The organism is Psychrobacter sp. DM8, assembly GCF_051307025.1.
Taxonomy (GTDB): Bacteria; Pseudomonadota; Gammaproteobacteria; order Pseudomonadales; family Moraxellaceae; genus Psychrobacter.
The window spans coordinates 2,089,423-2,114,750 of sequence record NZ_CP195538.1 but is presented as its reverse complement, the minus strand read 5'-3'; the positions used below and the strand labels follow the sequence as shown (position 1 = coordinate 2,114,750).

The 25,328-nt window shown below is 43.6% G+C and carries 22 protein-coding genes and 1 pseudogene; 12 read left to right on the top strand and 11 right to left on the bottom strand.

The window, feature by feature from the left end:
* Positions 1-21: 21 nt before the first annotated feature.
* Together rnt and pyrC are read right to left on the bottom strand one after the other, a co-directional pair.
* Positions 22-687, bottom strand: a complete 666-nt coding sequence (gene rnt, locus ACR64J_RS09000) for a ribonuclease T (protein WP_317198786.1) — start codon at positions 685-687, stop codon at positions 22-24.
* A 165-nt stretch (positions 688-852) separates the two neighbouring features.
* Entirely contained in the window at positions 853-1,932 is a 1,080-nt protein-coding gene (gene pyrC / locus ACR64J_RS08995) for a dihydroorotase (RefSeq protein WP_317198647.1), read from the bottom strand.
* Between the two features lie 297 nt (positions 1,933-2,229).
* On the opposite strand from pyrC, the gene ACR64J_RS08990 reads away from it, so the two are divergent.
* Positions 2,230-3,468 carry an argininosuccinate synthase gene (locus tag ACR64J_RS08990; RefSeq protein ID WP_435949359.1) on the top strand — a complete coding sequence of 413 codons (1,239 nt, stop codon included), beginning with the start codon at positions 2,230-2,232 and terminating at the stop codon, positions 3,466-3,468.
* 137 nt (positions 3,469-3,605) lie between these two features.
* Here the strand turns inward: ACR64J_RS08990 and ACR64J_RS08985 are convergent, their stop codons facing one another.
* The gene (locus tag ACR64J_RS08985; RefSeq protein WP_435949358.1) at positions 3,606-4,799 is read right to left on the bottom strand and encodes a hypothetical protein; all 1,194 of its coding nucleotides are present in this window, start codon (positions 4,797-4,799) and stop codon (positions 3,606-3,608) included.
* Positions 4,800-4,971: 172 nt separating this feature from the next.
* On the opposite strand from ACR64J_RS08985, the gene ACR64J_RS08980 reads away from it, so the two are divergent.
* Positions 4,972-5,481 (top strand): L,D-transpeptidase family protein, encoded by a 510-nt coding sequence (locus tag ACR64J_RS08980; RefSeq protein WP_435949357.1) that lies wholly within the window; start codon positions 4,972-4,974, stop codon positions 5,479-5,481.
* A 120-nt stretch (positions 5,482-5,601) separates the two neighbouring features.
* On the opposite strand, the gene ACR64J_RS08975 is transcribed toward ACR64J_RS08980, so the two are convergent.
* Positions 5,602-7,167, bottom strand: a complete 1,566-nt coding sequence (locus ACR64J_RS08975) for a CHAD domain-containing protein (RefSeq protein WP_435949356.1) — start codon at positions 7,165-7,167, stop codon at positions 5,602-5,604.
* Between the two features lie 193 nt (positions 7,168-7,360).
* A complete protein-coding gene (locus ACR64J_RS08970) occupies positions 7,361-8,950 on the bottom strand; it encodes an isocitrate lyase (protein ID WP_435949355.1) in 1,590 nt (529 codons plus the stop codon).
* Between the two features lie 546 nt (positions 8,951-9,496).
* Here ACR64J_RS08970 and ACR64J_RS08965 point away from each other — a divergent pair.
* A complete protein-coding gene (locus ACR64J_RS08965; RefSeq protein ID WP_435949354.1) occupies positions 9,497-10,486 on the top strand; it encodes a LysR substrate-binding domain-containing protein in 990 nt (329 codons plus the stop codon).
* Positions 10,487-10,756: 270 nt separating this feature from the next.
* A complete protein-coding gene (locus tag ACR64J_RS08960; RefSeq protein ID WP_435949353.1) occupies positions 10,757-12,136 on the top strand; it encodes an NAD-dependent succinate-semialdehyde dehydrogenase in 1,380 nt (459 codons plus the stop codon).
* 135 nt (positions 12,137-12,271) lie between these two features.
* On the opposite strand, the gene purN is transcribed toward ACR64J_RS08960, so the two are convergent.
* Together purN and purM are read right to left on the bottom strand one after the other, a co-directional pair.
* Positions 12,272-12,958, bottom strand: coding sequence for a phosphoribosylglycinamide formyltransferase (gene purN / locus ACR64J_RS08955; protein WP_435949352.1), 687 nt, complete (start codon positions 12,956-12,958; stop codon positions 12,272-12,274).
* Positions 12,958-14,007, bottom strand: coding sequence for a phosphoribosylformylglycinamidine cyclo-ligase (purM, locus tag ACR64J_RS08950; RefSeq protein WP_435949351.1), 1,050 nt, complete (start codon positions 14,005-14,007; stop codon positions 12,958-12,960). The genes purN and purM overlap by 1 nt, the downstream gene beginning before the upstream one ends.
* 288 nt (positions 14,008-14,295) lie before the next feature.
* Between purM and ACR64J_RS08945 the strand changes: the two genes are divergently transcribed.
* The 3 genes from ACR64J_RS08945 (at position 14,296) to ACR64J_RS08935 (ending at position 17,283) form a co-directional block, all read left to right on the top strand.
* Entirely contained in the window at positions 14,296-15,402 is a 1,107-nt protein-coding gene (locus tag ACR64J_RS08945; protein ID WP_317198637.1) for an AI-2E family transporter, read from the top strand.
* A gap of 267 nt (positions 15,403-15,669) precedes the next feature.
* Positions 15,670-16,473, top strand: a complete 804-nt coding sequence (gene hda, locus ACR64J_RS08940) for a DnaA regulatory inactivator Hda (protein ID WP_435949350.1) — start codon at positions 15,670-15,672, stop codon at positions 16,471-16,473.
* Positions 16,474-16,563: 90 nt separating this feature from the next.
* The gene (locus ACR64J_RS08935; RefSeq protein WP_435949349.1) at positions 16,564-17,283 is read left to right on the top strand and encodes a DUF2057 family protein; all 720 of its coding nucleotides are present in this window, start codon (positions 16,564-16,566) and stop codon (positions 17,281-17,283) included.
* A 78-nt stretch (positions 17,284-17,361) separates the two neighbouring features.
* On the opposite strand, the gene ACR64J_RS08930 is transcribed toward ACR64J_RS08935, so the two are convergent.
* On the bottom strand, positions 17,362-17,844 hold the full coding sequence (locus tag ACR64J_RS08930) for a Dps family protein (protein WP_317198634.1): 483 nt from the start codon (positions 17,842-17,844) through the stop codon (positions 17,362-17,364).
* A 224-nt stretch (positions 17,845-18,068) separates the two neighbouring features.
* Positions 18,069-18,728, bottom strand: a complete 660-nt coding sequence (locus ACR64J_RS08925) for a YcxB family protein (protein WP_435949348.1) — start codon at positions 18,726-18,728, stop codon at positions 18,069-18,071.
* 270 nt (positions 18,729-18,998) lie between these two features.
* Here ACR64J_RS08925 and serS point away from each other — a divergent pair, with 270 nt between their 5' ends.
* The 4 genes from serS to ACR64J_RS08905 all read left to right on the top strand — a co-directional run bounded on the left by serS (position 18,999) and on the right by ACR64J_RS08905 (position 24,277).
* Complete coding sequence (gene serS, locus ACR64J_RS08920) at positions 18,999-20,285, top strand: serine--tRNA ligase (RefSeq protein ID WP_435949347.1); 1,287 nt, start codon at positions 18,999-19,001, stop codon at positions 20,283-20,285.
* Positions 20,286-20,438: 153 nt separating this feature from the next.
* Entirely contained in the window at positions 20,439-22,436 is a 1,998-nt protein-coding gene (tkt, locus tag ACR64J_RS08915; RefSeq protein ID WP_435949345.1) for a transketolase, read from the top strand.
* A 414-nt stretch (positions 22,437-22,850) separates the two neighbouring features.
* Positions 22,851-23,927, top strand: coding sequence for a PAAR domain-containing protein (locus ACR64J_RS08910; protein ID WP_435949344.1), 1,077 nt, complete (start codon positions 22,851-22,853; stop codon positions 23,925-23,927).
* A gap of 11 nt (positions 23,928-23,938) precedes the next feature.
* Positions 23,939-24,277 (top strand): hypothetical protein, encoded by a 339-nt coding sequence (locus ACR64J_RS08905; RefSeq protein WP_435949343.1) that lies wholly within the window; start codon positions 23,939-23,941, stop codon positions 24,275-24,277.
* Positions 24,278-24,366: 89 nt separating this feature from the next.
* Here the strand turns inward: ACR64J_RS08905 and ACR64J_RS08900 are convergent, their stop codons facing one another.
* Positions 24,367-24,927: a transposase gene (locus ACR64J_RS08900; RefSeq protein ID WP_435949342.1), complete on the bottom strand. Its 561-nt coding sequence runs from the start codon at positions 24,925-24,927 to the stop codon at positions 24,367-24,369.
* Positions 24,866-25,204, bottom strand: a complete 339-nt coding sequence (locus ACR64J_RS08895) for an IS630 transposase-related protein (RefSeq protein ID WP_435949341.1) — start codon at positions 25,202-25,204, stop codon at positions 24,866-24,868. Before ACR64J_RS08895 ends, ACR64J_RS08900 begins: the two co-directional genes overlap by 62 nt.
* 37 nt (positions 25,205-25,241) lie before the next feature.
* On the opposite strand from ACR64J_RS08895, the pseudogene ACR64J_RS08890 reads away from it, so the two are divergent.
* Positions 25,242-25,316, top strand: a pseudogene (locus tag ACR64J_RS08890) (hypothetical protein); the annotation flags it as partial.
* Positions 25,317-25,328 lie beyond the last annotated feature (12 nt).

Below are 25,328 nucleotides of genomic sequence, written 5' to 3'. Positions count from 1 at the left end.
CTGGCAAACTAAAGTTACATGTTACTTATGTTTGTTAGCATCAGCTTCTATGTGAGTGTCTGTAGGTTCTGCGTATAATGCATTGGGCAGCATAGGGTAGTGATTGAGAATATGACAGAATAGCTCGGCTGTTTTTTGGGTATCATATAGCGCCGAATGGGCATCATTACCGTCAAACTCAAGCCCCGCCGCCTTGCAAGCGCGGGCGAGTACTGTCTGACCAAAAGCAACCGCTGCGAGTGTCACCGTATCAAACACTGAAAACTGATGAAAGGGGTTGTGGTTTTTGCTATTGGTACGCACAACTGCAGCGTTCAAAAAGTTCAAATCAAAGTGTGCATTGTGACCGATTAGCACGCACTGGCGGCAGTCCTCAGCTTTTCGCACTTCTTTTAGACCCTTAAATATTCGTCGCAGAGCAGTTTTTTCATCTTCTGCAATAGCTTTACGCATTGGGTTGTTTGGGTCTATACCCGTAAAATCCAGCGCGCGCGGCTCTAAGTTTGCCCCTTCAAAAGGCTCAATATGAGCGTTCAGCGCCGCGCCAGGATAAAATACCCCTTGCTCATTCATCAAGATAGGAATACAAGCGATCTCTAACAGGGCGTCAGTTTGCGCGTTGAATCCTGCAGTTTCGACATCGACGACGACTGGTAAGAACTTACGAAAGCGCTCTTTTAAGGTCATTGGCGCTGGAATGTTAGTGGTATGATCATCTGTTTGGTCACCCACTGGTTTTATATCGGTCGTCGTATCGATAATATCCTTGTCTACTACAGCTACATTTGTATTATGGCTTGTATTACTTTGAATGGTCATATCAGGTTGTATCACTTGTTATAAGGGGTGGTGTTAAACTTTTAGCGACCAAGGCAGGGTTTCACCCGCCATGAGCGGCGTTAAAGTTGAGCCATCAAAGTAAGGGTAGTCACTGGGCACTTGCATTGGGGTTTTTACCAAAGTAATAGTACTCTCATTCACAGGCAAGCCATAGAACTGTGGCCCAAAACGACTGGCAAAGCCTTCTAATTTATCTATCTTACCGACACTATCAAAAGCAGTGGCGTACAAAGGCATGGCGATCGCTGAGCTATAACAACCCGCGCAGCCGCAAGCGTTTTCTTTTTGATCAGTAGCATGCGGCGCTGAATCTGTACCCAAAAAGAACTTGGGATTACCACTGGTCGCCACGTCGAGTAGCACCTTTTGATGTTTTTCGCGCTTTAGGATAGGTAAGCAGTAAAAATGCGGCTTGATACCACCAAGCAGTAAATGGTTGCGATTAAACATGAGATGCTGCGGGGTAATTGTCGCTGCAATCTGGTTGCCTTGTGACAGTACAAAATCAGCGGCATCACTGGTCGTGATATGCTCTAGTACGATTTTTAGCGTTGGAAATTTTACGATAATTTGCGCTAAGACATCATCTAAAAAGCGTTTTTCACGATCAAAGATATCGACATGATCGTGCGTGACTTCGCCATGCATAAGTAGCGGCAGATCGTGTTTTTCTAGCGCTTCAAAAACATCTACCAGACCATTGATATCTGTAACACCATCTGCAGAGTTGGTCGTCGCTCCAGCGGGATAGAGTTTGACCGCCTCGACGATGCCAGATTTTGCTGCGTTTTCGATATCTTGTACGCTAGTATGGTCCGTCAAATATAGCGTCATACGCGGGTCAAAGCCAGTTTTGCGCTCAGCTACAAGGTTACTCTCTTCTAGATGCCTGAGAATACGAGCGCGATAATTACGAGCCTCGTCAAAGGTTTTGATTGGTGGTACTAAGTTTGGCATGCAGATGACGCGGTTAAAACTCTTAGCTGCATGAGCGACAGTCGTCGCTAGCGCTTGATTATCACGTAGATGAATATGCCAATCATCTGGCTGCAAAATAGTAATTTGTGTTGTCGAATCAGTAGTCGGGTTCATAGCACTCTATTATTAGATGTAAAGATTGAGGAGGGTGATCGTTGATCGTATTTGGCTGTGGTCATAGTAACAGATTTGCTAGCTTGACTGAATATGCACGTCGCCTCTATGCCTAATTTATTGAACCCGCTGTTCCTGCAATTGTTAAATTTAAAGATGAATCCATAGATAAAGGGCGGTTTGGCGTAGTGATACTTTTGCCTATAGTAAATATGATGTACACTGAGCGTCTTATTGACCGCTTAATGTTTATTAGCACTCTTTTGTATTATCAACTTATCATAACAGGAGTTATTTATGGCTCAGCTTGATCCCAAAAATATTAATAAAATTGTACTCGCCTACTCAGGTGGTCTTGATACCTCAATCATCGCCAAGTGGCTACAAGAGACTTACGACGCTGAGGTCATTACCTTTACCGCTGACATCGGTCAGGGCGAAGAGGTTGAGCCAGCTCGCGCCAAAGCACAAGCGATGGGTATTAAACACATCCATATCGAGGATCTACGTGAAGAGTTCGCTCGTGATTATGTGTTCCCGATGTTCCGCGCCAACGCGATTTATGAGGGCGAGTACTTATTAGGTACTTCTATTGCGCGTCCACTAATTGCCAAGCGTTTGGTTGAAATTGCCAAAGAACACAGTGCTGACGCCATAAGCCATGGAGCGACGGGTAAAGGCAATGATCAAGTACGCTTTGAGCTTGGTGCGGTGGCTTTATCACCAGATGTGGTAACGATTGCTCCTTGGCGTGAGTGGGATTTGTCGAGCCGCGAAAGCTTGATGGACTATGCCAAAGAGCATGACATCGCTATCGACTATGCAGGCAACAAGACCAAGTCGCCTTATTCAATGGACGCCAACTTGCTACACATCTCTTATGAGGGCGGTATCCTAGAAGATCCGTATGCTGAAGCAGAAGAAGATATGTGGCGCTGGTCAGTCAGTCCAGAGAACGCGCCTGATGAGGCTCAGTATTTAGAGTTAGAATATGAAAAAGGTGATATCGTTGCAATCGATGGCGAAGCGCTAAAGCCTTATGAGGTGATGATTAAGCTTAACGATATTGGTGGCAAGCACGGTATTGGGCGCTTAGATATTGTCGAAAACCGCTACGTCGGTATGAAGTCACGTGGCTGCTATGAGACACCAGCGGGTACGATCATGCTAAAAGCACACCGCGGTATTGAGTCATTGACCCTTGATCGTGAGGCGGCGCATCTAAAAGATGAGCTGATGCCGCGCTACGCTAAGATTATCTATAATGGGTATTGGTTTAGCCCTGAGCGTATGATGCTACAAGCTATGATTGACAAATCACAAGAATATGTCAACGGTACCGTACGCGTCAAACTATACAAAGGCTGCGTGAGCGTAGTCGGTCGTAAGTCAGATGATTCCTTATTTGATGAAAAAATTGCTACTTTTGAAGATGATGCAGGCGCGTATGATCAAAAAGATGCTGAGGGCTTTATCCGTCTAAATGGTCTACGTTTAGCTATCGAAGCCAGCCGTGGTCGTGATTTGTCAAAATAACGCAGCTCTATATCAATCAAAGAACAATAAAAATCTAAAGAGCAATAAGAAAGAGGCATCAAATATGATGTCTCTTTTTTTATAGCTTTTATAACCTCTTCATCTTTATAACTTCCTTACCTTTATTATTTAAAAGACTAATGCTCAGCATTGTCACTTATTTTTTCTATAACTTCTTGTTGCTGGGCGCTCTCACGCTTATCTTTTTGGACAACCTTTTGAGTCACACTAGTTCTAGGATCGGCCTGCTTTGCTTGATACTTAATCATGGCCAAAACGCTCAAGAAAGCTATGACTGCTAGAGTAATCCAAATAACAGGATTCTTCCAAAGTGGGTACGACTTAAAAGACGCGGTGCTATCAGCGCTAGTGGCTTGTGCACTGTCAAGACCACCGAGTAGTGCTAGGTTCACAAGTGGCGGCGTAGGAGCACTAGCGGGCTCTGAGGCAATCTGCAAACGATTGCGACTTAAATAGATATCAGCTATTTTTGCCAGCTGCAATAACCAGCGCTGATGCGGTAATGCAATAGCGCTCATAGGCTCGAACATGAGTAAGTCATCATGCTGATCGCGCTGAACGTTTTGGGCTGAGCGCCCAATCGCTTTTAAATAATTAGGCGTCGCTTGTTGCATGTCCTGTACGGGATGCACTTGAGTACTATCAAAGCCTGTTAGCTGATACCAATAGCTATCAAACGGCGAGATGTTGTTTGTTTTTACAATCTCAGTTCTCACAATTTCAGCCTGTACGACCTCAGTATTTGATACAGCCAAATCTGCTGGCACGTTGTTTTTGTGCTCAAGCGTATGATCAAAACGCGCTGCTGCCAAAAACTGAGGCTGCAGTGCAAACCATTTATCTAGCTCCTCACTATCTAATTGACTATATTCTGACAAAATAGCCAGCTCACGTATAGCGATGACGCATAGTGAAGTCAGTAGGGTGTTAACCTTTATAGGACTAGCATCGATCTCGTCGGCGATACGAGAACAGGCTTGCTCGATAGTGGCACTATCTAAAAAAAGGGTATCGGTAACATCGTGACGATGATAAAGCGCGCTTTTGATGGTCTCAAAGCTCATGGCATTATGTTGGCGCAGATCTTTTATTGCGCTACGTCCAAATAGTTTTTTGCTGACGGCTTGACTACTGTGACGCTGATGATAGGCAAGTAATGCGCTGACAATGGCTTGCAGGCTTGCTGTGGTAGCGCGGCGTGCTTGCGGTATAGACAGGGCTGCTGCATCGGCTAACAAGGATACTATGGGCTGCGTATCTTGATATAGAAAATCATACATCGACACGCTGGTCGGTGAAATAGTCGTCATAATCTGCTAGCATCAAAAATGTACACCTATATTACGGTGCTAAAGAGCCTGATACAATCCCCTCTTACAGATTTTATCGTCATATCCAAAAACCTATTTTTCTACTTGTTTTTTTGTTTAATTGAAACGTTCATTCTTTTAAGTGGTGTTACTACATTTTAGGATCACAACTATGGATAATAAATCCAGCAAGCATATTTTAATTAATATTAAAGCGCAAACTTTAGCGTTATGTAGTGATGAAGCTGTTCTTAAGCAGTATAGAGTCTCTACTGCCAAGAGTGGTATCGGTAGCCGGCAAGACAGTGGCTGTACACCGCTGGGTCAGCATATTATCGCTCAAAAAATCGGCGATAAGGCTTCTAAGAACACCGTATTTGTCGGTCGCGTGCCTACGGGTGAGATTTACGAGTCGAGTCTTGGCGCTCAGCATCCTAACCGAGATTGGATACTCAGTCGTATCTTATGGCTAAGAGGTCTTGAAAAGGGTGTTAATAAAGGATATAACGAGCGCGGCGGCTGCGACACATTTAATCGTTATATCTATATTCATGGTACACCTGACAGCGAACCTATGGGAATCCCATACTCGCATGGTTGTATCCGCATGCGTAGTGATGAGGTTATCGAGCTGTTTGATTGGGTAGAAGAAGGTACACCTGTCACTATCGTTGAAAGCTAAGAGCAAAGGTTAAAGGTTAAAGGTTAAAGGTTAAAGGTTAAAAGCAAGCTAACTTCGACTCGTTGAACAAACAAAAAAAGACAGCTCATTTGCATAGTGCTGTCTTTTTTGATGTAAATACTACCAAAACGGTGTTTGCTCGCGAACTTTAGATAGGCGCTTATTGCAGCGTTTATGACTCTTTGCAAGCTTAGCTGCGAACCATCCTGCGCCATACAAGGCTTGGCTGTCTGTCACTGATTTTTGTTGATAGCGCTGCTGATACTGGCTGTAGTCGTGATATTGTCCTAGCGCCTTTTGTGCTTTTTTTAGACGCTTTAGCCAGCGCTCGCTTTTCTTTTTTGAATACAAAGGCGCTGCAAACGCGCTTAGGTAACGTAAGTCCTTGAGGCGGCGACGTACTTTATGCAGTGCCTCTATATCGCTGTTATTTGAATTACCAGCGCTTAACTCTCTAAAATCTTGCTCTGCTTTTAAGCGTTTACTATCTCGTTTGGATAGTATTTTTGGGAGTTTATCTCGCGCAAGCTTATTTGTCTTGGTATCAGTGCTTGCATCGCTCATGGTAAATGCAATGAGCTCAAGTAAAGTTAGCTGAAAGTCGTTAGCGCGCACCGCGTCAATAGGGGAGATTTTGATCTTGTCGATTTGCGTGCTCCAATCGACGCTTGGCGCACCTTGCTCAATAAGCGCAGGCTCGATATGCGTGATTATATTCGTCAAGTCGCGATACTCACCGAGAAGTCTTTGTGTCTGCTTGAGGATAGGCTGCCATTCAGGGTTGATTTGTTCTGAGAATTTTTTAAATGATTTTAGCGCTACTCGTAAGCGATGGATACCGATGCGCAGTTGCAGAATATGCTCGTCATCGTCGCTACCTGCCACAATGGCGCTACTGTTCGGCAGTATCTGCAATAAACAATTATGAACTGCTGCGCGTACAAATACAGGCAGGCTAGTGTCTTTATCGATATCGAAGTGCTTAAAATCTGTCTTGACCGCTGGGCTGTGCGCTTGTTCGTTAATTAATAAACCGCCACGCTCCGCTTTAGTCACTGTTGATAGGCACAGCTTATAGCGTTTGCACCATGTCTTGGCAGTAGCGAATAAAAAGTCCACTTCTCCTGATATCAGTTCAAACTCTATCTCCTGAATAGGGTAGCGCTTTTTGGTACCACTAATAATTTCACCATAATCATAGGCAAGCTCAATAGCGGTTTTATTGCCATCCTCTTTTTTACTATCGTCTTCTATGATGCTAGTGCCTTCTAGCAGGCGTGTGATACGCATGACATCAGTGACGTATTGACAGGTTAACTTTTTACTTAGTTTTTTGAGATTAAAATCTGTCAGTATAGGTTCGATTGGAGTGTCTTGATACAAGCTAAGATCAGGCAGTAGCGTATCTGTCATGAGCATGAGATTGACTTGCTCGTTATCTAATATCGCATTGTGCTCTGTGCGCGCGGCAATACCATCGCCGCCAGCTTTGATGGTCTGAACCCAAGTGTCACCCTCTAAGCGAATACGTAGACCAATACCAGCTTGAGCCAGTAGTTGCTTTGGCGTATCAAAATAATAAGCCGCCATATGCGTTTGTTTAGAGGATTTGACCTTGGTTTGACGCATCAGACCTTTGAGCCGCGACTCTGGCACTAGAAATTTCAATTCTATCTCTTGCATCATGTTCTCCTATATTGTGTAAGTTTTGCCTGCTAAGCTTGGCATACATTACAATCATCGTATGAGAGAGGGCGGCTGATGACAAGTAAAGTTTTGACGTTTTGGCAATAAAAAAGCCACCCTACGTGTAGTAGAGCGGCTTTTAGTTTTAGATATTGAGCTTAGCGTTTAAAGCCCAGTTTCTAAAGTTTGGCGATTAGCCGAACTGGTTCATGGTGTTTTTGCCACCACCAGCTTTTAGAGCGTTGTCACCTGAGAAGATCTCTTTGTGATCATCACCAAGGTCAGAACCCGCCATAGCTTGGTGCTTCACGCATGAGATGCCTTCGCGGATCTCTTTACGTTGTACGCCAGCGGCATAAGCAAGCATACCTTCTTCACCGAAGTAGCCTTTAGCCAATTCATGTACGCTAAGAGCAGTCGTGTGATAAGTAGGTAGAGTAATTAGATGATGGAATACACCCGCTTCACGTGACGCATCTTTTTGGAAGTTTTTAGCGGCTTCATCAGCAGCAGCGTCCAATTCAGAACCGTCATAATCAGCGCTCATTAAATCATCTTTATTGTAAGCTGAGATGTCTTTGCCTTCTTCTTCCCACTGAGCGATGATCTGCTTACGGAAGTTGAGCGTCCAGTTGAACGATGGGCTGTTGTTATAGACCAGCTTCGCTTTTGGCTCTTCTTCTTTAATACGATCAACCATCATTTTGATGTGTTCAACGTTTGGCGTAGGTGTCTCGATCCATAGTAGATCAGCACCATTTTGCAAAGCAGTTACGCAATCAAGTACGACGCGATCGATGTTCGTGTCTTCACGGAACTGATACAAGCCATTTGCTAAACGAACAGGACGTACTAGTTTGCCGTTGTGCTTAAGCAAGCTGTCGTTCTCGTTAGCGTTCTCTAAAGTGACTTCTTCCATTTCGATAAAGTCGATGTATTTAGAAGCTAAATCACCTGGCTCCTCAGATACTGGGATTTTTTGCGTGAGTGATGCGCCTTCAGAATCGGTACGAGCAACGATGATACCGTTTTCAACACCTAGCTCTAAGAATGCATAGCGAATTGCATTCAATTTAGAGATAAAGTCTTCATGTGGTACGGTTACTTTACCCGCTTGGTGACCACATTGCTTGGCATCAGATACTTGGTTTTCGATCTGGATAGCACAGGCACCCGCTTCAATCATTTGCTTAGTGAGCAAGTAAGTCGCTTCTTCGTTACCGAAACCGGCATCGATATCGGCGATGATTGGCACAACGTGTGAATCGAAGTTTTCGATTTTCTCTTGAATAGCTTTGGTGTCTTGACCCGCTTCTTCGGCAGCATTTAGCTCACGGAAATAGTCGTTTAATACTTTGGCATCTGCTTGACGAAGGAAAGTGTAGATCTCTTCGATAAGCTTAGGTACTGACGTTTTTTCGTGCATAGATTGGTCAGGTAATGGACCAAACTCAGAGCGAAGGGCGGCAACCATCCAGCCTGATAGGTAGATATAAGTTTTTGACGTCGTGCCAAAGTATTTTTTCTTAGCATACATGGTTTGCTGAGCCACAAAACCGTGCCAAGCGCCTAAAGACTGCGTGTACTGAGACGAGTCATTGTCATAATCTTCCATGTCTTGACGCATGATGTCAGCGGTGTACTTAGCGATGTCCAAACCTGTTTTGAAACGGTTTTGAACCATCATACGGGCCGCATCAGTCTCGCTGATGTTCTGCCAGTTACCGTGCTTTTGCTTAAGTTCACGTACTAAATCGATTGCTGACTTGTAAGTAGTTGACATCTATTGTCTCCTTGGTGGGGTGTTAAAACTTGCGAAAACTAAATTAAAAAGGTTAGCGAGCGTTATAAGTTACTATATTTTTAGTTACTGTATTTTGATCGTTGTTTTAAGCATCAAAATAAAACGAGCATCGCAGCCTGTGCTTAATGATAACAAAATCTGATGATATAATGATAAGTTTATACTGAGATACTTATTAGTAGTCATACTTAGTGGCAGTAATAATATAATGGTCTAATAAATCTGCTTTTGATATAGGTATGTCAGCTTGCGCTAAAAGCACTAAAAGCACTTATGCTGTATACTTCAAGGCCTCAATGGCATTCACTATAGCCATTTTATCAAGATTTATCTAATTTATGACCGTTATCTTTGGTATTCAATATAGTTATAGTATAATAAAATCATGTACTTAAATAAGATAAATAGTATTGTGTTTGCATCGACGTATCTATTGAATTTGATAATAACCGATTTTAAGACATCAGCAGCATAACTAAGCGCCCGTTTTTGAGCGGTGCACGTTTAAGGCAAAGAGACAAACGTATGAATTTGCAAAGGGTTGATTTAAATCTATTGGTGCATCTAGATGTACTGCTTCGAGAAAAAAACGTCACGCGAGCCGCTGAGCAGTTGGGCATCACGCAGCCTGCGATGAGTAACATATTGCGCCGATTGCGTAAGCTGTTTAATGATCCTTTGATGGTGCGCTCATCAGAGGGCATGACGCCAACAGAACGTGCGCTTGAGCTGCAACCTCGCATCAGAGAGATACTAGCAGATCTAACCCAAGTTCTCGAGCCGCGTACTGAGTTTCGCCCTTATAGCACCTCAAGAGTTTTTCGAATTATGACCTCAGATTATGCTGAGGCAACTTTGGTGCCTAGACTGGTCAAAGCACTGCGCTCTGAGGCTCCTAATGTTATCTTAGATTTTTTGACGCCATCGGACGTCTCTTATCGGGATATGGAGCAGGGGCGCGTCGATTTAGCTATTAACCGTTTTAACGAGATACCACAAAGCTTTCATCAAGTGCTCGTATGGCGTGACACCTTTAGCTGCCTGTTGTCATCAGAGAGTCCTTATGCCAATCGCTTTAATCTCAAAAACTACCTAAAGGGTCAGCACGTTTGGGTCTCCAAAACAGGTATGGGCGTAGGGTTTGGCGTGAATCCTGAAAAATCTGGCGGACTTGGTTCTATTGATCAGGCACTTCAGCGCTTGGGTCAAAAACGTCAAATTAGCGTCTTTACACGTCACTATCAAATGCCCGCTATGCTCGCTGCCAATAAAGATCTCATAGCGACGCTACCTACTCGCGTCGCCCGTATGCAAGCTAATAACGATAGTATTATTATGGAAGATCCACCGTTTTTTATTCCTGAATTTGAGCTCACAATGGCATGGTCACCGCTTTTGCAGCATCATCCTGCCCATCGCTGGTTACGTCAACTGATCATGCATGTGGCGCGCCAAGTCGTCGCTGATGAAGAAAGCCAGCAGCAGGACATTCCTGTGATTAATAAACTCTTTTAATATTAGATTATCACTCAAGCCAAAACCAGTACTTGTAGTGCTGGCTTTTTTGCTTGTGCCTTTCTATTATATCGATAGAAACCTATTAAGCTATTCTTTATAAATCAGTCACATCTTTAACATTTAGAACACATAACTTCATATCTTGTAAAATTAAAAGCCTAAACGTCTGTTACTATGATTTGGTGTTAAATAATAAATAGTATTCAAAAAAAGATAATTTGATGCATTTGCATCAACAAATTCATATTAATAAGAAGGACATAAATCATGGCAGATATTACTACGGTAAACCCAGTAACGGGTGAAGACATTAAAGAATATAATTATATGAGTAACGATGAGGTCAACAACATTGTTGAAGCCTCGCACGAAGCTTTTTTAGAATGGCGTAAAACGAGTCATGAAGAGCGTGCCAAAGTAATTAAGTCTATCGGTGAAACTTTAGCCAAATATAAAGAAGAATTATCAAAACTGATGACTGAAGAGCGTGGTAAGCTTTATAATCAAAGTTTAAGCGAAGTAGATTTGTGTATAGGAATTTGCGACTATACTGCAGAGAAAGGCGTTACCGCTCTTGCCGATGATGTACGCGATATCGAAAATATGAAAAAAGGTATCGTCACTTATCAGCCGATCGGTGTTATTTATGGTATGCAACCTTGGAACTTTCCAGCTTATCAAGTATTCCGTTATGCCATTGCTAACTTGATGGCGGGTAACAGTATTTTATTGAAGCATGCCGCTAATGTGACAGGCTCTGGCTTATTAATCGAAAAAATCTTTCATGAGTCTGATCTGCCAAACGATCTATTCCGTACCATCTTAATTGACCATGATCAGTCAGAAAAACTGATTGGTAATGATAAAGTGCGCGGTGTTACGCTCACTGGTAGTGATGATGCAGGTAAGGTTGTTGGTCAACAAGCGGCAAAAGTCCTCAAAAAAGTTGTGTTAGAGCTTGGCTCAAATGACGCCTTTATTGTTCTTGAAGACGCTGATTTAGATCTTGCTGTAGAGACTTGTACGCAAGCGCGTCTTATTAACAATGGTGAGACTTGTGTTGCAGCGAAACGTTTCATCGTTGTCGATAGTTTGTATGATGAGTTCCGCGATCGTATTGTTGAGAAGTTTTCGAACACCAAAGCTGGTGATCCTATGGACGATAGCTCTGATATTGGCCCATTAGCACGCAAAGACTTGCAAGAGAAATTGCACGAGCAAGTCGAAGAGAGTGTCAAAAAAGGGGCTACGATTTCAGTTGGTGGTAAATTACCAGAAGGTAAAGGTAACTTCTATCCAGCTACGATTTTAGAGAACGTAAAGGAAGGTCAGCCAGCTTATGATGATGAGCTATTTGGTCCAGTCGCTTCACTAATTCGTGCCAAAGATCAAGACGATGCTATGCGTATTGCCAATGACAGTCGATATGGTTTAGGCGGCGCTATCTTCTCTAAAGACGAAGATAAAGCTATCCGTTTAGCAAGCGAGCAATTTGATACTGGTATGGTTTATATCAATGGCTATGGTCTTGCAAATCCAGCGCTACCGTTCGGTGGCGTGAAAAACTCAGGTCATGGCCGCGAACATGGCGGCTTTGGTATCAAAGAGTTTGTAAACATTAAAGGTTTGCATATTCATAGTAGCTAAGATCCTATACGGTCTTCAAAGCTAAGATGATTGAATAACAAACGATACAAAGCCCAGTCACTTATATATTAAGCGACTGGGCTTTTTGTGTACGTGTCATTTTTAAGTTGGATAATATTAAGAGATATACTGTGATTATTGGTCAATGTACAGAGTCAATGGTAGCACTGGTAGATAGTCATTATTTTTTAACAAATCACTATCGAAGGTCAGTATTCCTTTAGCGATAAGCAGTAGTGTCCAAGGTAGCAGTTGATGCTCAAGTTTTTGTACACGTTTTTGCAAGCTATCAGCAGTATCTTTGGGATTAACTTCCAATAAAGCTTGGGTCAAAACAGTACCTGCATCAAGCTCTGCTGTGACAACATGAACACTACAGCCATGATAGCGCTCGCCAGCTCTGATAACTCTGTTGTGAGTATCAAGACCCTTATAAGCGGGAAGTAAAGAGGGATGCAAATTAATCATTGGAGCGATAGAATGCTGGATAAAATCTGAACTCAACACTCGCATAAACCCAGCCAACACAATCAAGTCAGGTTGCCACGCTGCAATTCGGCGACTGGCATGGCTCTCAAAAGTCTTGATGCCCATGCGTTTGCCATTGGCAACATGCGACAATACGGCTACTGGGATATCAGCGTCTGTCGCACGCGTAACTGCATAAGCATCCTCACGGTTACTGATAACTCCAACGATTTCTATTGGAAGCTCGCTTGAGTGCATAGCATCAATCAAGACTTGCAGATTACTACCGCTACCAGAGACTAAAACAGCAACGCGCAACGGCTTAGCTGCTTGACTCACTCTCAAATCAGACATTATCTATAAACCACAGCTTCATCTTGACGATTAATCATTTCACCAATTTGCCACGCTTTTTCACCTGCATCATTTAGCGTATTGATTGCCGCTTGTGCTTTGTCTGCTGGCACTACGATAACGAAGCCAACACCGCAGTTAAAGGTGCGATACATCTCGCTTTGCTCGATATTACCTTGCGCCTGTAACCATGTGAATAACTCCGAGAACTGCCAGCTACTCGTATCGATACTAGCGGCTAGGTCATCTGGCAATACACGTGGCAAATTGTCAGTGAGACCGCCGCCTGTAATATGTGACATAGCATGTAGAGCTTGATTGCCAAGAGTGTCTTGTAGCGCTTTGATGGCCTCGACATAGATACGCGTTGGTGCCATCAGTGCGTCTTGGATAGATTGACCATCTAACTGCTTATCGCTGCTAATGATATCGATACCGCTGACCTCAACGACCTTACGCACCAGTGAGTAACCGTTTGAGTGTGCGCCGCTCGATGCAAGAGCGATTAACACATCACCCTCGGCAACGTTTTCACCCGTGATGACCTCGCTTTCTTCAACCACGCCAACACAAAATCCAGCCAAGTCATAATCATCGTCTTGATACATGCCTGGCATCTCAGCGGTCTCGCCACCGATAAGGGCACAATTTGCAAGCTTGCAACCTGCGCCAATACCTGTGACTACAGTCGCTGCGACGTCGATATCAAGCTTGCCTGTCGCGTAATAATCTAAAAAGAATAATGGCTCAGCCCCGCATACCAGCAGATCGTTGACGCACATGGCGACCAGATCAATACCAATAGTGTCATGACGATTCAGTTGCAAGGCCAGTTTAAGCTTAGTGCCAACGCCATCAGTGCCAGAGACGAGGAGGGGTGAAGTGTAACCGGTTGGGATGCGGCACAGCGCACCAAAGCCGCCAAGACCACCAACCACTTCGGGACGAGTAGTGGCTTTTGCTACGGATTTGATTCGTTGTACCAATGCATCACCTGCATCGATATCGACGCCTGCATCTTTGTAGCTTAAAGAAGTCTTGTCACTCATGGTCATCTCACAGTCATATATAGAAGTTAAAATAGCAGTCATACAAAGTTTAATTAAGGTGCGCGCATTATACCCAAAAACAGTAGGCACCCGCAAAACAACTTACCACTTTTGGGCGTATGCTAGATATAAATGTCAAATAAAACGTCAAAACACAAAAAAAGACTGCTTTTTTACTAAAGTCTGCAATAATGTGTGACATTAGGGCATCTCCAACAAGCCCTCCCATATTAGTCATCAGTACTCATCGCTATCATATAAATGAGCTTAATCGTAGGATTACGATCAATGATTACCCAGCCTATAGATCCCTTTTTTCGGCGTTTGTTTTTAGTTACTGTTATCGTAGTCTCACTACTACTTTTGTACTTATTGACGCCAGTGATTATCCCCTTTCTTGTCGCTTTTATTCTCGCCTATTTATTCAACCCTTTAGTCAAAAGATTGTCTAAGTATGTCAGACGCTGGATTGCGATTATTGTGGTATATACAGCGATTACGACTGGTATGGCAATACTAATGTGGTGGCTTATACCTACGCTATGGCATCAGTTGCAATCTGCTTGGGAGTATTTGCCAAAGGTTATAAGCTGGTACAACGATGTGGTAAGAGACTGGTTTAGTACCAATACCAATGTCGTTATGCCCGCGTTAGAGGTCAGCGGTTTTTCTGATACTTTGGTTGAGTATATGCAGACGCATTACAACATCTCTGATGCTAGCCTCTGGATGAGTCAACTCGTTGCCTCGAGTATGAGCTTTGTCAATAACGCCGGCTTGATTGTCTTAGTTCCTATTTTGACGTTTTATTTTTTGTTCAACTGGGATAAGCGTCTACATAGTTGGAAGATGGCGATACCAGCCGCCTATAGCAAAAAAGTCATTGGCATCGCTCAAGAGTGTGATCGCGCGCTCATGGAATTTGTAAAGGGGCAGCTGCTGGTTATGGTGCTCTTGGGGGTAGTGTACGCGGTGCAGCTACAATTAATAGGGCTGGAGCTTGGACTCACTATTGGGATGTTAGCCGGCGTTGCCAGCTTCGTTCCTTACTTAGGGTTTGGTTTGGGTTTTATCGCCGCTATCATTGCCGGTCTCTTTCAGTTTGGCTTTGACTGGTTTTATTTGTCGCTGATCGCAGGCGCGTTCTTGGTAGGGCAGGCGGTTGAAGGTTACGTATTACAGCCATTACTATTAGGTGACAAAATCGGTCTATCGCCGCTATGGGTTATCTTTTCGGTATTGGCAGGCGCTAGTATATTAGGGTTCGTTGGGATGCTTATCGCACTACCAGTATCAGCGGTTCTTAATGTCTTGTTTCGTCATCTGTATGGCTATTATCTAACTACAGACTTTTATAAAGGACGTAAGCAGTTAGAGTTATTTGAAAAAAAATAGCACAAGCTTTGGATACCAATGTAGTGACTTGGCAAGTATAACGGTGAAAGGACTTGTCAGTCATTTTGCAAATATGGTATATATAGGCGCAGTGTCTGATTATCATTGCTTGTGGTGACAAGAGCGATATTTAGACAAATGGATTAGCAATTTTACTGGTTTATGGCAAACAAGGATGTGACTCATAGAGCAATCAAAACTATGAAACATTTAGCGTCTACCTCTGCATAGCATATGGGGTATAGCGCAAACTTAAGTTGGTGAGCAATGGCCCAATCACAGCTAAGTCTCAATTTAGACATCAAGCACGATGCAAGCCTTAGCGACTTTTCAGGTCCAGGTTGGATGTCAATTATCGATGCAGTACGGCAGTTGCATGTCGGTCTGATCGGGCAGCTGTATCTGTTTGGTAGTCCTGCTACTGGCAAGTCGCATCTGCTCTCCGCCATTTGTGAGTCGTTCATTGATATGGACAAATCTGCAATTTGCTTATCTTTAAACGAGCTGATTCATACCGATGTCAATGTACTGTCCTCTTTGGAGAATTTCGATGTCATTGCTATTGATGATCTAGAGGTGTTAGAGCAAAGCCGTCAGTGGCAAGAGGCACTATTTCATCTGATCAATCGTAGCCGTGAAGGACAGCGTCAGCTATTATTTGCAGCCAATAAGCCTGCAAGCGAGCTACCCTTTGAGCTCAGAGACTTGCTGACGCGATTGGCACAAGCGCCGACTTTCAAGGTACCTGATGGGCAAAACATATCGGATCGCCAAGCGCTATTGCAGTCCATTCTTCGTCGCCGCGGCTGGCAGTTTGATGAGCGTATACTCCATCATTTACTAAGCGAAGGCCCGCATCGTATCGGCGCGTTAATAGAGGTCTTGGTTTACATACAGCCCATGTTCTCAAATCTGGGTCGTAGTAATATATCAAAAGCGGTCATCAGTGATGCGCTGCGTACTATCGATGAGCAGACATTAGCCGCTGAGCTTGCTGATATCACTCAAGAGACGCAAACAGACAACCAAATTGCCAATCAAGATCAACATACTATGCCGCTAGATTTTTAATAGATTTAGGCTTTTTGAGTTGATGACATCTATTGTCATTGAATTTAAAGAGGTGGCATTTCACCCTTTTAACCCTTTATAGGACATATTATGACTCTCTCGACAGCCTTACTCAAAAAGCTAGCTGTAGGTACCTTAATCGCGGGCGTAAGCTCAGTATCTATGCTCTCGCACGCAGCAGTGACTTTACTTGTTGATGACAATATCAAAGTTACCGCAATCAACGGTCAAGAGATCAAGCAAAGCGTGTTTCAGCCTTTAACCAAGTCATTTACTCTACAACCTGGTCAGCATGCTATTACCGCCAAATACGATCGTCTGTACAAGCTGCCACGTGACGAGCATGACTATTTACGTTCAGGTAATGTCAGTGTTACGGCAAATCTAGCAGACAACCAGACGTATCGCCTCACTATGCCTAACCAGCCAGAAGAGTATACAGCTGCAAAGGAATATGCTGAGCGTCCAACGCTCGCGGTACAGCAAAACAATACGATTATTGCCAGTCAGCAAAGCATGAGCGGCAATCAAGGTGGAATATTTTCAGGGATAGGCAAAGCATTGGGCGGCGTCTTTGGTGGTAGTGGTGATGCAGAATTACAAAACCAGCAAGCCATAGCAGCTCTAGGCCAGCCTTCTGCTGCACCTGTGGCAGCGACGCGCAATACCACTAATACAAACGCAGTGGTAACGACTGCTCCAGCTGCAACGCTTAGACCAACTACGAGTACCTTAGATAACTTTATGCAAGTATGGTTACAAGCGACGCCAAGCGAGCGTGAAAAGATACGCCAGTGGATACAGCAATAAATTAACACCATTAGACGAAAAAAAGCACCTAGTATACTAGGTGCTCTTTTAAATGACGCTTTAGCTATCAAGTACAGCTTATTTGGCTAAAAACGCATTATACATCCAAATGAGTTTTTCTTGTTGTTGTACGTACTCATCGAGCAAGTCAGCAGTACCTTGGTCATCACTTTGCGCGGCTATTGCAGACACTTCGCGCTGCTCTTCAATAAGTGCTTGCAAACCAGTAACGACGCCTTGTACACAAGCGTTACCATCATGAACGTTTTTGTCCTCATTAATGCTAGCGTGCTGTGCAAAATCGCTATAGGCATGAAGTGGCGTTTTGCCTAGCGTTAAAATACGTTCAGCGATTTCGTCAATTTCAACTTGCAAGTTGGTATAAAGTTCTTCAAATTTTTCGTGTAAAGAGAAAAAGTGCTCGCCTTTAACGTTCCAATGATAACCACGAACATTAATATAAAAGACGTGATAGCTCGATAGTAAGTTGTTTAACTTGGCGACAATCTCACTCATATCTGCTTTTTCTAGACCGATTTGATTCGTTGTATTATTACTCATAATATTGTCCTTGTAATTGAGTGTTAATTTGCACAGCAAGAAATTTGGGATCTACTTCATATCTTTGCTATACAAGTTAGTTTTTACGATAAAAGTAAATAGGTTTAGCCTCTTAATGACTTCTACTATAGCAAGTAAACATCAATAAGTTAAATTGAATAAACTCACGTACACGATATGTTTTATAAAATTACAGTGCCATAAGTGTTAATATTACAGGCTTTTTATTTTGGCAGTTGTATATTTGCAGTTTGCAAACCGCGAATAGGCACTACCTCTTGCAGATGTTGGCGTACCGTATCAATAGGAAATTTTTCTGCCTTTAGGCGTTTGGGTATGATTTGGCTGCCTTGCTGACCCTTAAGCTCAAACATCATAATCAGATAATCATCCGTCTCATCCCAGCTCTTAATTGCGCTCCATGGAACAACCGCTTGCTGGGTCGAGCCTGCGCGCATTTGCATACCGCGCATTTGCGGGTTTTGCATCAGATTTGGCTGACTGACAGGCATCGCCATTACCAGGCCATGTTTTTGTACCCCAAGTTTCATCTGACGCATCTCATCAGGCATCTCTTGCTCAGCCACTTGTTTATCAAACTGCTTTTTGACGTACCATTTAAACCCAAGGGTACGAACCAGCATATAGATAGCGACTGAAACCAGCATAAGCCAAAAGATAATCGTTGAATAACCCGTCAAAAACACTAATCCTGCGAGTGCTAAGATGACTACAACTGCCATGATGATCCACTCTTTTGTCTTAAAGCTTGAGAGACCAAAAGAGGGGCTAGCACTGGCAAATAGCTCGTACTGTGCTTGATGGAATTCGGCCTCGGTCATGTTTAAGGCGATAGGTTGCAGCGTGTAGGGGTACAAAGCCATAAAAGTTTCTCAGATGCTTGATGGTTGGATGCTTGGGTTTGAGGGCTTGGCAACTAAAAGTGTGATGGTTAGATGACTCATTATCAGACATCTAAGCTTACGCGCCAAGCTTTGATGCGCTTATCTTACCGAAAAGCGCTCCTAAAAGAAACAGATTAGCTTATCTATAGTCAAAACGTGGTCAAATCTGTCATGGCTTGGTATCATAGCAGCTGTTTTTTATTTTTTGACATTCCTCTTTTACCACTTTTAGCGTTACAGGCACCCCTTATGATTGATCCAAAACTCTTACGCGGCGATTTGAGCGATTTACAACAGCAGCTGGCCACTCGTGGCTACGAGCTTGATATGGAGTTCTGGCAAACCATCGAAAATGAGCGTAAATCGCTACAAGTCAAAACCGAAGAGTTGCAATCGCGCCGTAATGCGGGTGCTAAGCAAGTAGGCGCGCTAAAGAAATCAGGCGAAGATGCCAGTAGTCTACTCAGTGAGATGCAAAGCGTTAGCGGTGAGATTAAGGCAGCCGAAGACGAGCTGCGCACCTTACAAGAACGCATTACCCAAGCGGCGCTACAAATCCCTAATCTGCCAGCTAGCGATGTGCCCGCGGGTACCTCAGAAGACGATAACGTCGAAGTACGCCAGTGGGGAGAACCGCGCCAGTTTGACTTTGACGTAAAAGACCATACGCATATCGGTGAGACGCTCGGTATGCTTGATTTTGAAGCCGCTGCCAAGATTACGGGTAGCCGCTTCAATGTACTAAAAGGTCAGCTAGCACAGCTGCATCGCGCGCTGATTCAATTTATGCTCAATACCCATACGATGAAGTACGGTTACACTGAGACTTATGTGCCTTATATTGTCAACAGTGAGAGCTTAAAAGGCACAGGTCAGTTGCCTAAGTTTGAAGATGATTTGTTTAAACTGACCAATCATACCAATAACGAAGATACGGACTTTTACTTGATTCCAACGGCGGAAGTACCGATGACCAATTTGGTACGCGGCGAGCGTTTGGATATCAAAGAGCTACCATTGAAGTTCACCGCGCATACGCCTTGTTTTCGTAGTGAAGCGGGCTCACATGGTCGTGATACCCGTGGTCTAATACGCCAGCATCAATTTGAAAAGGTCGAAATGGTCAATATTGCTACAAGTGAGCAGTCCGATAGCTTGCTAGAGGCGATGACCGAGCAAGCAGAATATATCTTACAGCAGCTAAATCTGCCTTATCGTACCATGCTGCTCTGTACCGGTGATATGGGATTCTCTGCGCAAAAGACTTATGACATCGAAGTGTGGTTGCCAAGCCAAGAGACATACCGTGAGATCTCTAGCTGCTCAAACTGTGGCGATTTTCAAGCACGCCGCATGGGTACCCGCGTCAAAGACGGTAAGCAAACCAGTCTTGCGCATACGCTTAATGGCTCAGGTCTAGCGGTCGGTCGTACTTTACTTGCGGTTATGGAGAACCATCAAAACGCCGATGGTAGCATCACCATTCCAGAAGTGCTGCGTCCGTTTATGGGCGGGGTTGAGACTATTTCGATTTAAAAACTCTTTTCATTTGAATACATACGCATAAGCCACACCATTTTTTGGCGTGGCTTATAGCTATTATGGTAACATTGCAGCTAAATTTTATACCTTATTTCTGAGTCTATCTCTTTATCCTCCATACTTCTTATTTGAATATTAGGACCCGCTATGCCCACCCCAATTAACGAACGCAAACTTGCCAATGCTATCCGTGTACTCTCATTTGATGCGGTGCAAAAAGCCAATTCTGGACACCCAGGCGCGCCGATGGGTATGGCTGATATTGCTGAAGTTCTGTGGCGCAAATTTTTGAGACACAATCCTGCTGATCCACAGTGGCACAACCGTGACCGCTTTGTGTTATCGAACGGACATGGCTCGATGCTGATTTATTCACTACTGCATTTATCAGGTTATGACGTCAGCGTTGACGACCTAAAGGGCTTTCGTCAATTGCACTCTAAAACCCCAGGTCATCCCGAGCTAGGTTATACGCCAGGGGTTGAGACTACGACGGGTCCACTAGGTCAAGGTATCGCTAACGCCGTTGGTTTTGCTATTGCTGAAAAGACACTAGCCGCGCAGTTTAATCGTGACGGACATAACATCGTTGACCACCATACTTATGCGTTCTTGGGTGATGGCTGCTTGATGGAAGGTATCAGCCATGAAGTGTGCTCACTCGCTGGCACGTTAGAGCTTGGCAAATTAGTCTTCTTTTATGATGACAATGGTATCTCCATCGATGGCGATGTCGAAGGCTGGTTCACTGATGACACCCAAATGCGCTTTGAGTCTTACGGCTGGCAAGTCATCAAAGTCGATGGCCATGATACGGATGCAATTACCCAAGCGACTGAGCAAGCGATCAAAGAGACTAGCAAGCCAAGCTTAATCATTTGCAAAACCACTATTGGCGCTGGTAGTCCAAATAAGCAAGGCAAAGCCTCCAGCCATGGTGCACCGCTTGGAGATGATGAGATCGCTTTAACTCGTGATGAGCTGGCATGGAAGCACGCACCATTTGAATTAGATGACGAAATCTATGAAGCATGGGATGGCAAAGCCAAAGGCGATGTCATGCAAAAGAACTGGGAAGCCAACTTTGCCGCTTATAAAAAGGCTTATCCAGAGCTAGCAAGTGAGCTAAAGCGCCGTTTAGAAGGCGAGCTACCAGCCGACTTTGAGACTCAAGCAAAAGACTATATCCAGCAAACTCAAGAGCAGGGCGGCGATGTCGCTAGTCGTAAAGCCAGCCAAAACGCGATTAATACTTTGCAGCCATTATTACCAGAGCTGATGGGCGGTTCTGCCGATCTCGCAGGCTCAAACCTAACACTTTTTAAAGATGCCAAGGGTATCGAAACTGATAGCGATGGCAACTATATCTATTACGGCGTACGCGAATTTGGTATGACCGCGATTGCCAATGGTATCGCATTGCATGGCGGCTTTATCCCTTATGTAGCAACCTTCCTCATGTTTATGGAATACGCGCGTAACGCCGTTCGTATGGGCGCGCTTATGAAGCAGCGTATCATCCATGTCTACACGCATGACTCTATTGGTCTAGGTGAAGATGGCCCAACCCATCAGCCGATTGAGCAATTAACGAGCCTGCGTACCACACCGAATCTGCGTACCTGGCGTCCGTGTGATGCAACCGAATCCGCTACGGCTTGGGTTGAAGCGATTAAGTCTGCTAATAATCCATCGGCACTGATCTTTAGCCGTCAAAGCTTGCCCCATCAGGCCCGTGACAGCGAGCAAGTCACTAATATCACCAAAGGCGGTTATGTCTTAGCCAAAGAGCAGGGTGAGCTAAAAGCAATTATCATCGCGACAGGTTCAGAAGTTGGCCTTGCGATGCAAGCGCATCAAACGCTTAGCGAAAATGGCGTTGGCGTCCGTGTGGTCTCTATGCCCTGTGCGGAGATCTTTATGGAACAAGACGCTGATTACCGCGACTCGGTATTGCCTGCCACTATCCGCGCCCGCGTCGCAGTGGAGGCCGCGCATGTGGACTACTGGTACAAGTTCGTCGGTCTTGATGGTAAAGTCATCGGCATGACCACTTATGGTGAATCTGCGCCTGCTAGCGATTTGTATAAAGAGTTTGGTATTACCGCGGATGCGGTGGTTGAAGCGGTAAATAGTTTGGCCTGATTTGTAGGCTGCGGCTTTAACCCAGTACTTAGCTATGATTCATAGTTAAATTGAAGAGATTGTAAGAGGAGGAGCTGCTGGATAATTCCGGTGGCTCTTTTTTTTGGTTGGTTTCTGGTGTGTTAATTTTTGGAGCTGATCCTGCCTTTTACATCCTGATTACTATCAAATCTCCAAAAAGATGGTTAGGTTAGTGTCTAGGCATGACTCTTGATGTAGGGTCAAACATTTAATATTACAAGCTTCATCCAAACTACGTGCTAATAGTATCGACAAGATATTCTCGGCGACGAAATCGTCAACATTTTATTGATATTTGTTTACCTTTCTGCTTAACTAAGCCTAAGTTTAATTTCTCAATAGTAAAACTTGTTTGCAAATCAAGTTTTAGAATAATACTTTTAGGGCACTCATATGGCAGCTTATATCACAGTAGGCGCAACTACCACACATGGCGGTAAAGTGATTACAGGATCACCTTATACCACCCATAACGGTGTACAAGTCTCTCGTAAAGGCGATAAGGTCATTTGTAGAAAATGCAAAAAGGTTACTACTATTCTGACAGGTGATCCTACCTTTATCGTTGATGGCGCACCGATTGCCCGCAGTGGTGATGTAACGAGCTGCGGCGCTAAATTGATTGCTATTCAGCAGTCGTTTTGCGAATCAGATTTTGAGGTAGCTGGCGTTGAGCAACCAGAATTTGAACAGCCAGCGCCTCTGGTGTTTCCTAAGTCTGACCCAGCAGAGGTGTTTGCAAGCTTTGCTGCTAATAATGAAGAGAGCCCTCAGACTGAAATGTCTGATGAGGCGTTAGGGGTTTGGGTTGACGTCACTACCCAGCAAGCTTTAGATGAGGGTGGTCTCTGGGCTGGAGCAGGTACACGCGAAGAGATCATTTACCAAGAACGTCTAAATTCTTTATGGATAGATGTCAATGGTGATCGCGACAAATACTATGAGGGTGTACGTAAGATTGGAGATGAGGCAGGATTAGTCTTAGATATCATGTCATTTCCATTGGGCGCAGGTGCTGTAGCTGCAAAAACTGGCGTTAAAGCTGGGCAGTATGTTATCAGGAGTAAGGCGAAGTCAATCAATAAAGCGAAAATTAAGAACAACAATCAGATTGATGATGATTTAGGCAATAAGCCTTTAGGAGGAGCGCATCGTGCGAATCAATACTCTCATAACTGGCAAAAAGCAAGTTTAAAAGATGCAAGAAAAAAATTTGCAGGAGATAATCCAAAGGTCACTCATACCGAGTCTGGTAAAATAATACATGAAAACAGAAAGACGGGTGTACAAGTCGTTTATGATAGAGAAGGTGATTATTTCACAGTAATAGATAATTCAATCAAGGGTAAACGCAAATATCTAGATTTGAATGGTAATGTGCCAAATAATAAGACATTATCAAACGGTAAGAAAGCTGGTAGAAGTAAATCTGAGTATCGTGAAGCAACGCATTTCAAAGTTGAGCGATAAGGAGTAAATATATGAAAACTCGAGAAATTGTGGTGCCGATATCGAAGCAAGCCGAATTCAGGCTTGATTACGATATATGTGAAGATAATGACTTAGTAGAATATTCATTAAGTGAAGAAAAATTTTATAAGCTTTTCAATCTTGGTTTTTTTCATCAATTGAATGCAGAATTAGATTTAATGATTGATGATTACGAACAGGAGGAGATATTAGAAAATAAGTTAGATCAATTAAAAGTTTTTATGAACAGCTTTATGCAGCAGCATCCAGACAATCAGATTCTTAATGATCTTAATGAACTTTTTCAAATTGCTTACGAAAAGCGAACAGGCGTGTTTTTCTTTTTTTAAATATGTTTAGCTGCAAAAATATGGAATACTTTTTAAAAAACTTAAAATGGCTTATCAATGCGTTTGCTTTAAAACCTGAACTTCTATAGTCAATCCAAAATAAAATTGGTACAACCCATATCATGAAACAGTTTAGGTAAATTATTCTCCATCCACCCTTGGCGCAAAAACTTCGCCTGTGCCCATTTTTTCTCAATAGGGTTTAAATCGGGACTATAAGGCGGTAGAAATAGCAGGCGATGACCATGTCTATTGAGCAATCTCTGAACGCGTTTGTGAAAGCTAGCGTTATCCATGACAATCACGCATTTAGTTTTAAGGCTTGGTATTAGCGTGTCTTTGCACCAGTTGTAGAATATATCGCCATTGATATTCTTTTCGAAGTAATCTAGGGCAAATAACGCTTTTTTATATAAGGCACCAATAACGTTGGTGCGCTTTTTACCTTGCCAGTTATAGCAATCAATGCAAGGGGTTCCAATAGGTGAATAACCATGAGAACGAATGGTTTCAGCCTCGAAGCCACGCGCGTATATGTATACAATTGCATAGCCTTGAGCGATGTAGTCGCCCAGTTTACTTAGATATTTAGCTCTGTTTAATGGGCAAGCTTTTGGATGCTCTAAGGTCTTTTTTTTGACTGATACCAAGACGTTTTAAAGCGGCCTCGATGCCCGACTTACTACATCCAAAACGCTGTGCTCTTTCGTACATGTAATCGTCAGGATGTTCTTTAACATCATTAAGTAGCACGTCATCTGGTATTTTATAGGGTTTGGTTTGCCTGGTTGTTTTGCTATGAACACGTCTCTTCCAGTTCTGTATGGTGGTTGGGCTGAGATTATAGAATTCAGCTGCCTCGGCAAAGGTCATACCCTCGTCTAAGCTTTTTAGTACTTGTTTGCGAAAATCTAGCGAGTAAGTCATGGTCTTTATAATAACAATTGGGTTTGATAATTAGTTTATAACACTTTTAGGTGGGATTGACTATACTATTCTGACAGGTGATCCTACCTTTATCGTTGATGGTGCACCGATTGCCCGCAGTGGT

What these genes read in the sequence shown, in the direction of transcription:
- ACR64J_RS08910 (WP_435949344.1), top strand. Translation starts at nt 22,851, where the DNA reads ATGGCAGCTTATATCACAGTAGGCGCAACTACCACACATGGCGGTAAA.
- rnt (WP_317198786.1), bottom strand. Translation starts at nt 687, where the DNA reads ATGACCTTAAAAGAGCGCTTTCGTAAGTTCTTACCAGTCGTCGTCGAT.
- ACR64J_RS08970 (WP_435949355.1), bottom strand. Translation starts at nt 8,950, where the DNA reads ATGTCAACTACTTACAAGTCAGCAATCGATTTAGTACGTGAACTTAAG.
- ACR64J_RS08965 (WP_435949354.1), top strand. Translation starts at nt 9,497, where the DNA reads ATGAATTTGCAAAGGGTTGATTTAAATCTATTGGTGCATCTAGATGTA.
- ACR64J_RS08945 (WP_317198637.1), top strand. Translation starts at nt 14,296, where the DNA reads ATGATTACCCAGCCTATAGATCCCTTTTTTCGGCGTTTGTTTTTAGTT.
- ACR64J_RS08935 (WP_435949349.1), top strand. Translation starts at nt 16,564, where the DNA reads ATGACTCTCTCGACAGCCTTACTCAAAAAGCTAGCTGTAGGTACCTTA.
- tkt (WP_435949345.1), top strand. Translation starts at nt 20,439, where the DNA reads ATGCCCACCCCAATTAACGAACGCAAACTTGCCAATGCTATCCGTGTA.
- pyrC (WP_317198647.1), bottom strand. Translation starts at nt 1,932, where the DNA reads ATGAACCCGACTACTGATTCGACAACACAAATTACTATTTTGCAGCCA.
- ACR64J_RS08930 (WP_317198634.1), bottom strand. Translation starts at nt 17,844, where the DNA reads ATGAGTAATAATACAACGAATCAAATCGGTCTAGAAAAAGCAGATATG.
- ACR64J_RS08960 (WP_435949353.1), top strand. Translation starts at nt 10,757, where the DNA reads ATGGCAGATATTACTACGGTAAACCCAGTAACGGGTGAAGACATTAAA.
- purM (WP_435949351.1), bottom strand. Translation starts at nt 14,007, where the DNA reads ATGAGTGACAAGACTTCTTTAAGCTACAAAGATGCAGGCGTCGATATC.
- ACR64J_RS08895 (WP_435949341.1), bottom strand. Translation starts at nt 25,204, where the DNA reads ATGACTTACTCGCTAGATTTTCGCAAACAAGTACTAAAAAGCTTAGAC.
- ACR64J_RS08985 (WP_435949358.1), bottom strand. Translation starts at nt 4,799, where the DNA reads ATGACGACTATTTCACCGACCAGCGTGTCGATGTATGATTTTCTATAT.
- ACR64J_RS08990 (WP_435949359.1), top strand. Translation starts at nt 2,230, where the DNA reads ATGGCTCAGCTTGATCCCAAAAATATTAATAAAATTGTACTCGCCTAC.
- ACR64J_RS08905 (WP_435949343.1), top strand. Translation starts at nt 23,939, where the DNA reads ATGAAAACTCGAGAAATTGTGGTGCCGATATCGAAGCAAGCCGAATTC.
- hda (WP_435949350.1), top strand. Translation starts at nt 15,670, where the DNA reads ATGGCCCAATCACAGCTAAGTCTCAATTTAGACATCAAGCACGATGCA.
- ACR64J_RS08980 (WP_435949357.1), top strand. Translation starts at nt 4,972, where the DNA reads ATGGATAATAAATCCAGCAAGCATATTTTAATTAATATTAAAGCGCAA.
- serS (WP_435949347.1), top strand. Translation starts at nt 18,999, where the DNA reads ATGATTGATCCAAAACTCTTACGCGGCGATTTGAGCGATTTACAACAG.
- ACR64J_RS08925 (WP_435949348.1), bottom strand. Translation starts at nt 18,728, where the DNA reads ATGGCTTTGTACCCCTACACGCTGCAACCTATCGCCTTAAACATGACC.
- purN (WP_435949352.1), bottom strand. Translation starts at nt 12,958, where the DNA reads ATGTCTGATTTGAGAGTGAGTCAAGCAGCTAAGCCGTTGCGCGTTGCT.
- ACR64J_RS08975 (WP_435949356.1), bottom strand. Translation starts at nt 7,167, where the DNA reads ATGATGCAAGAGATAGAATTGAAATTTCTAGTGCCAGAGTCGCGGCTC.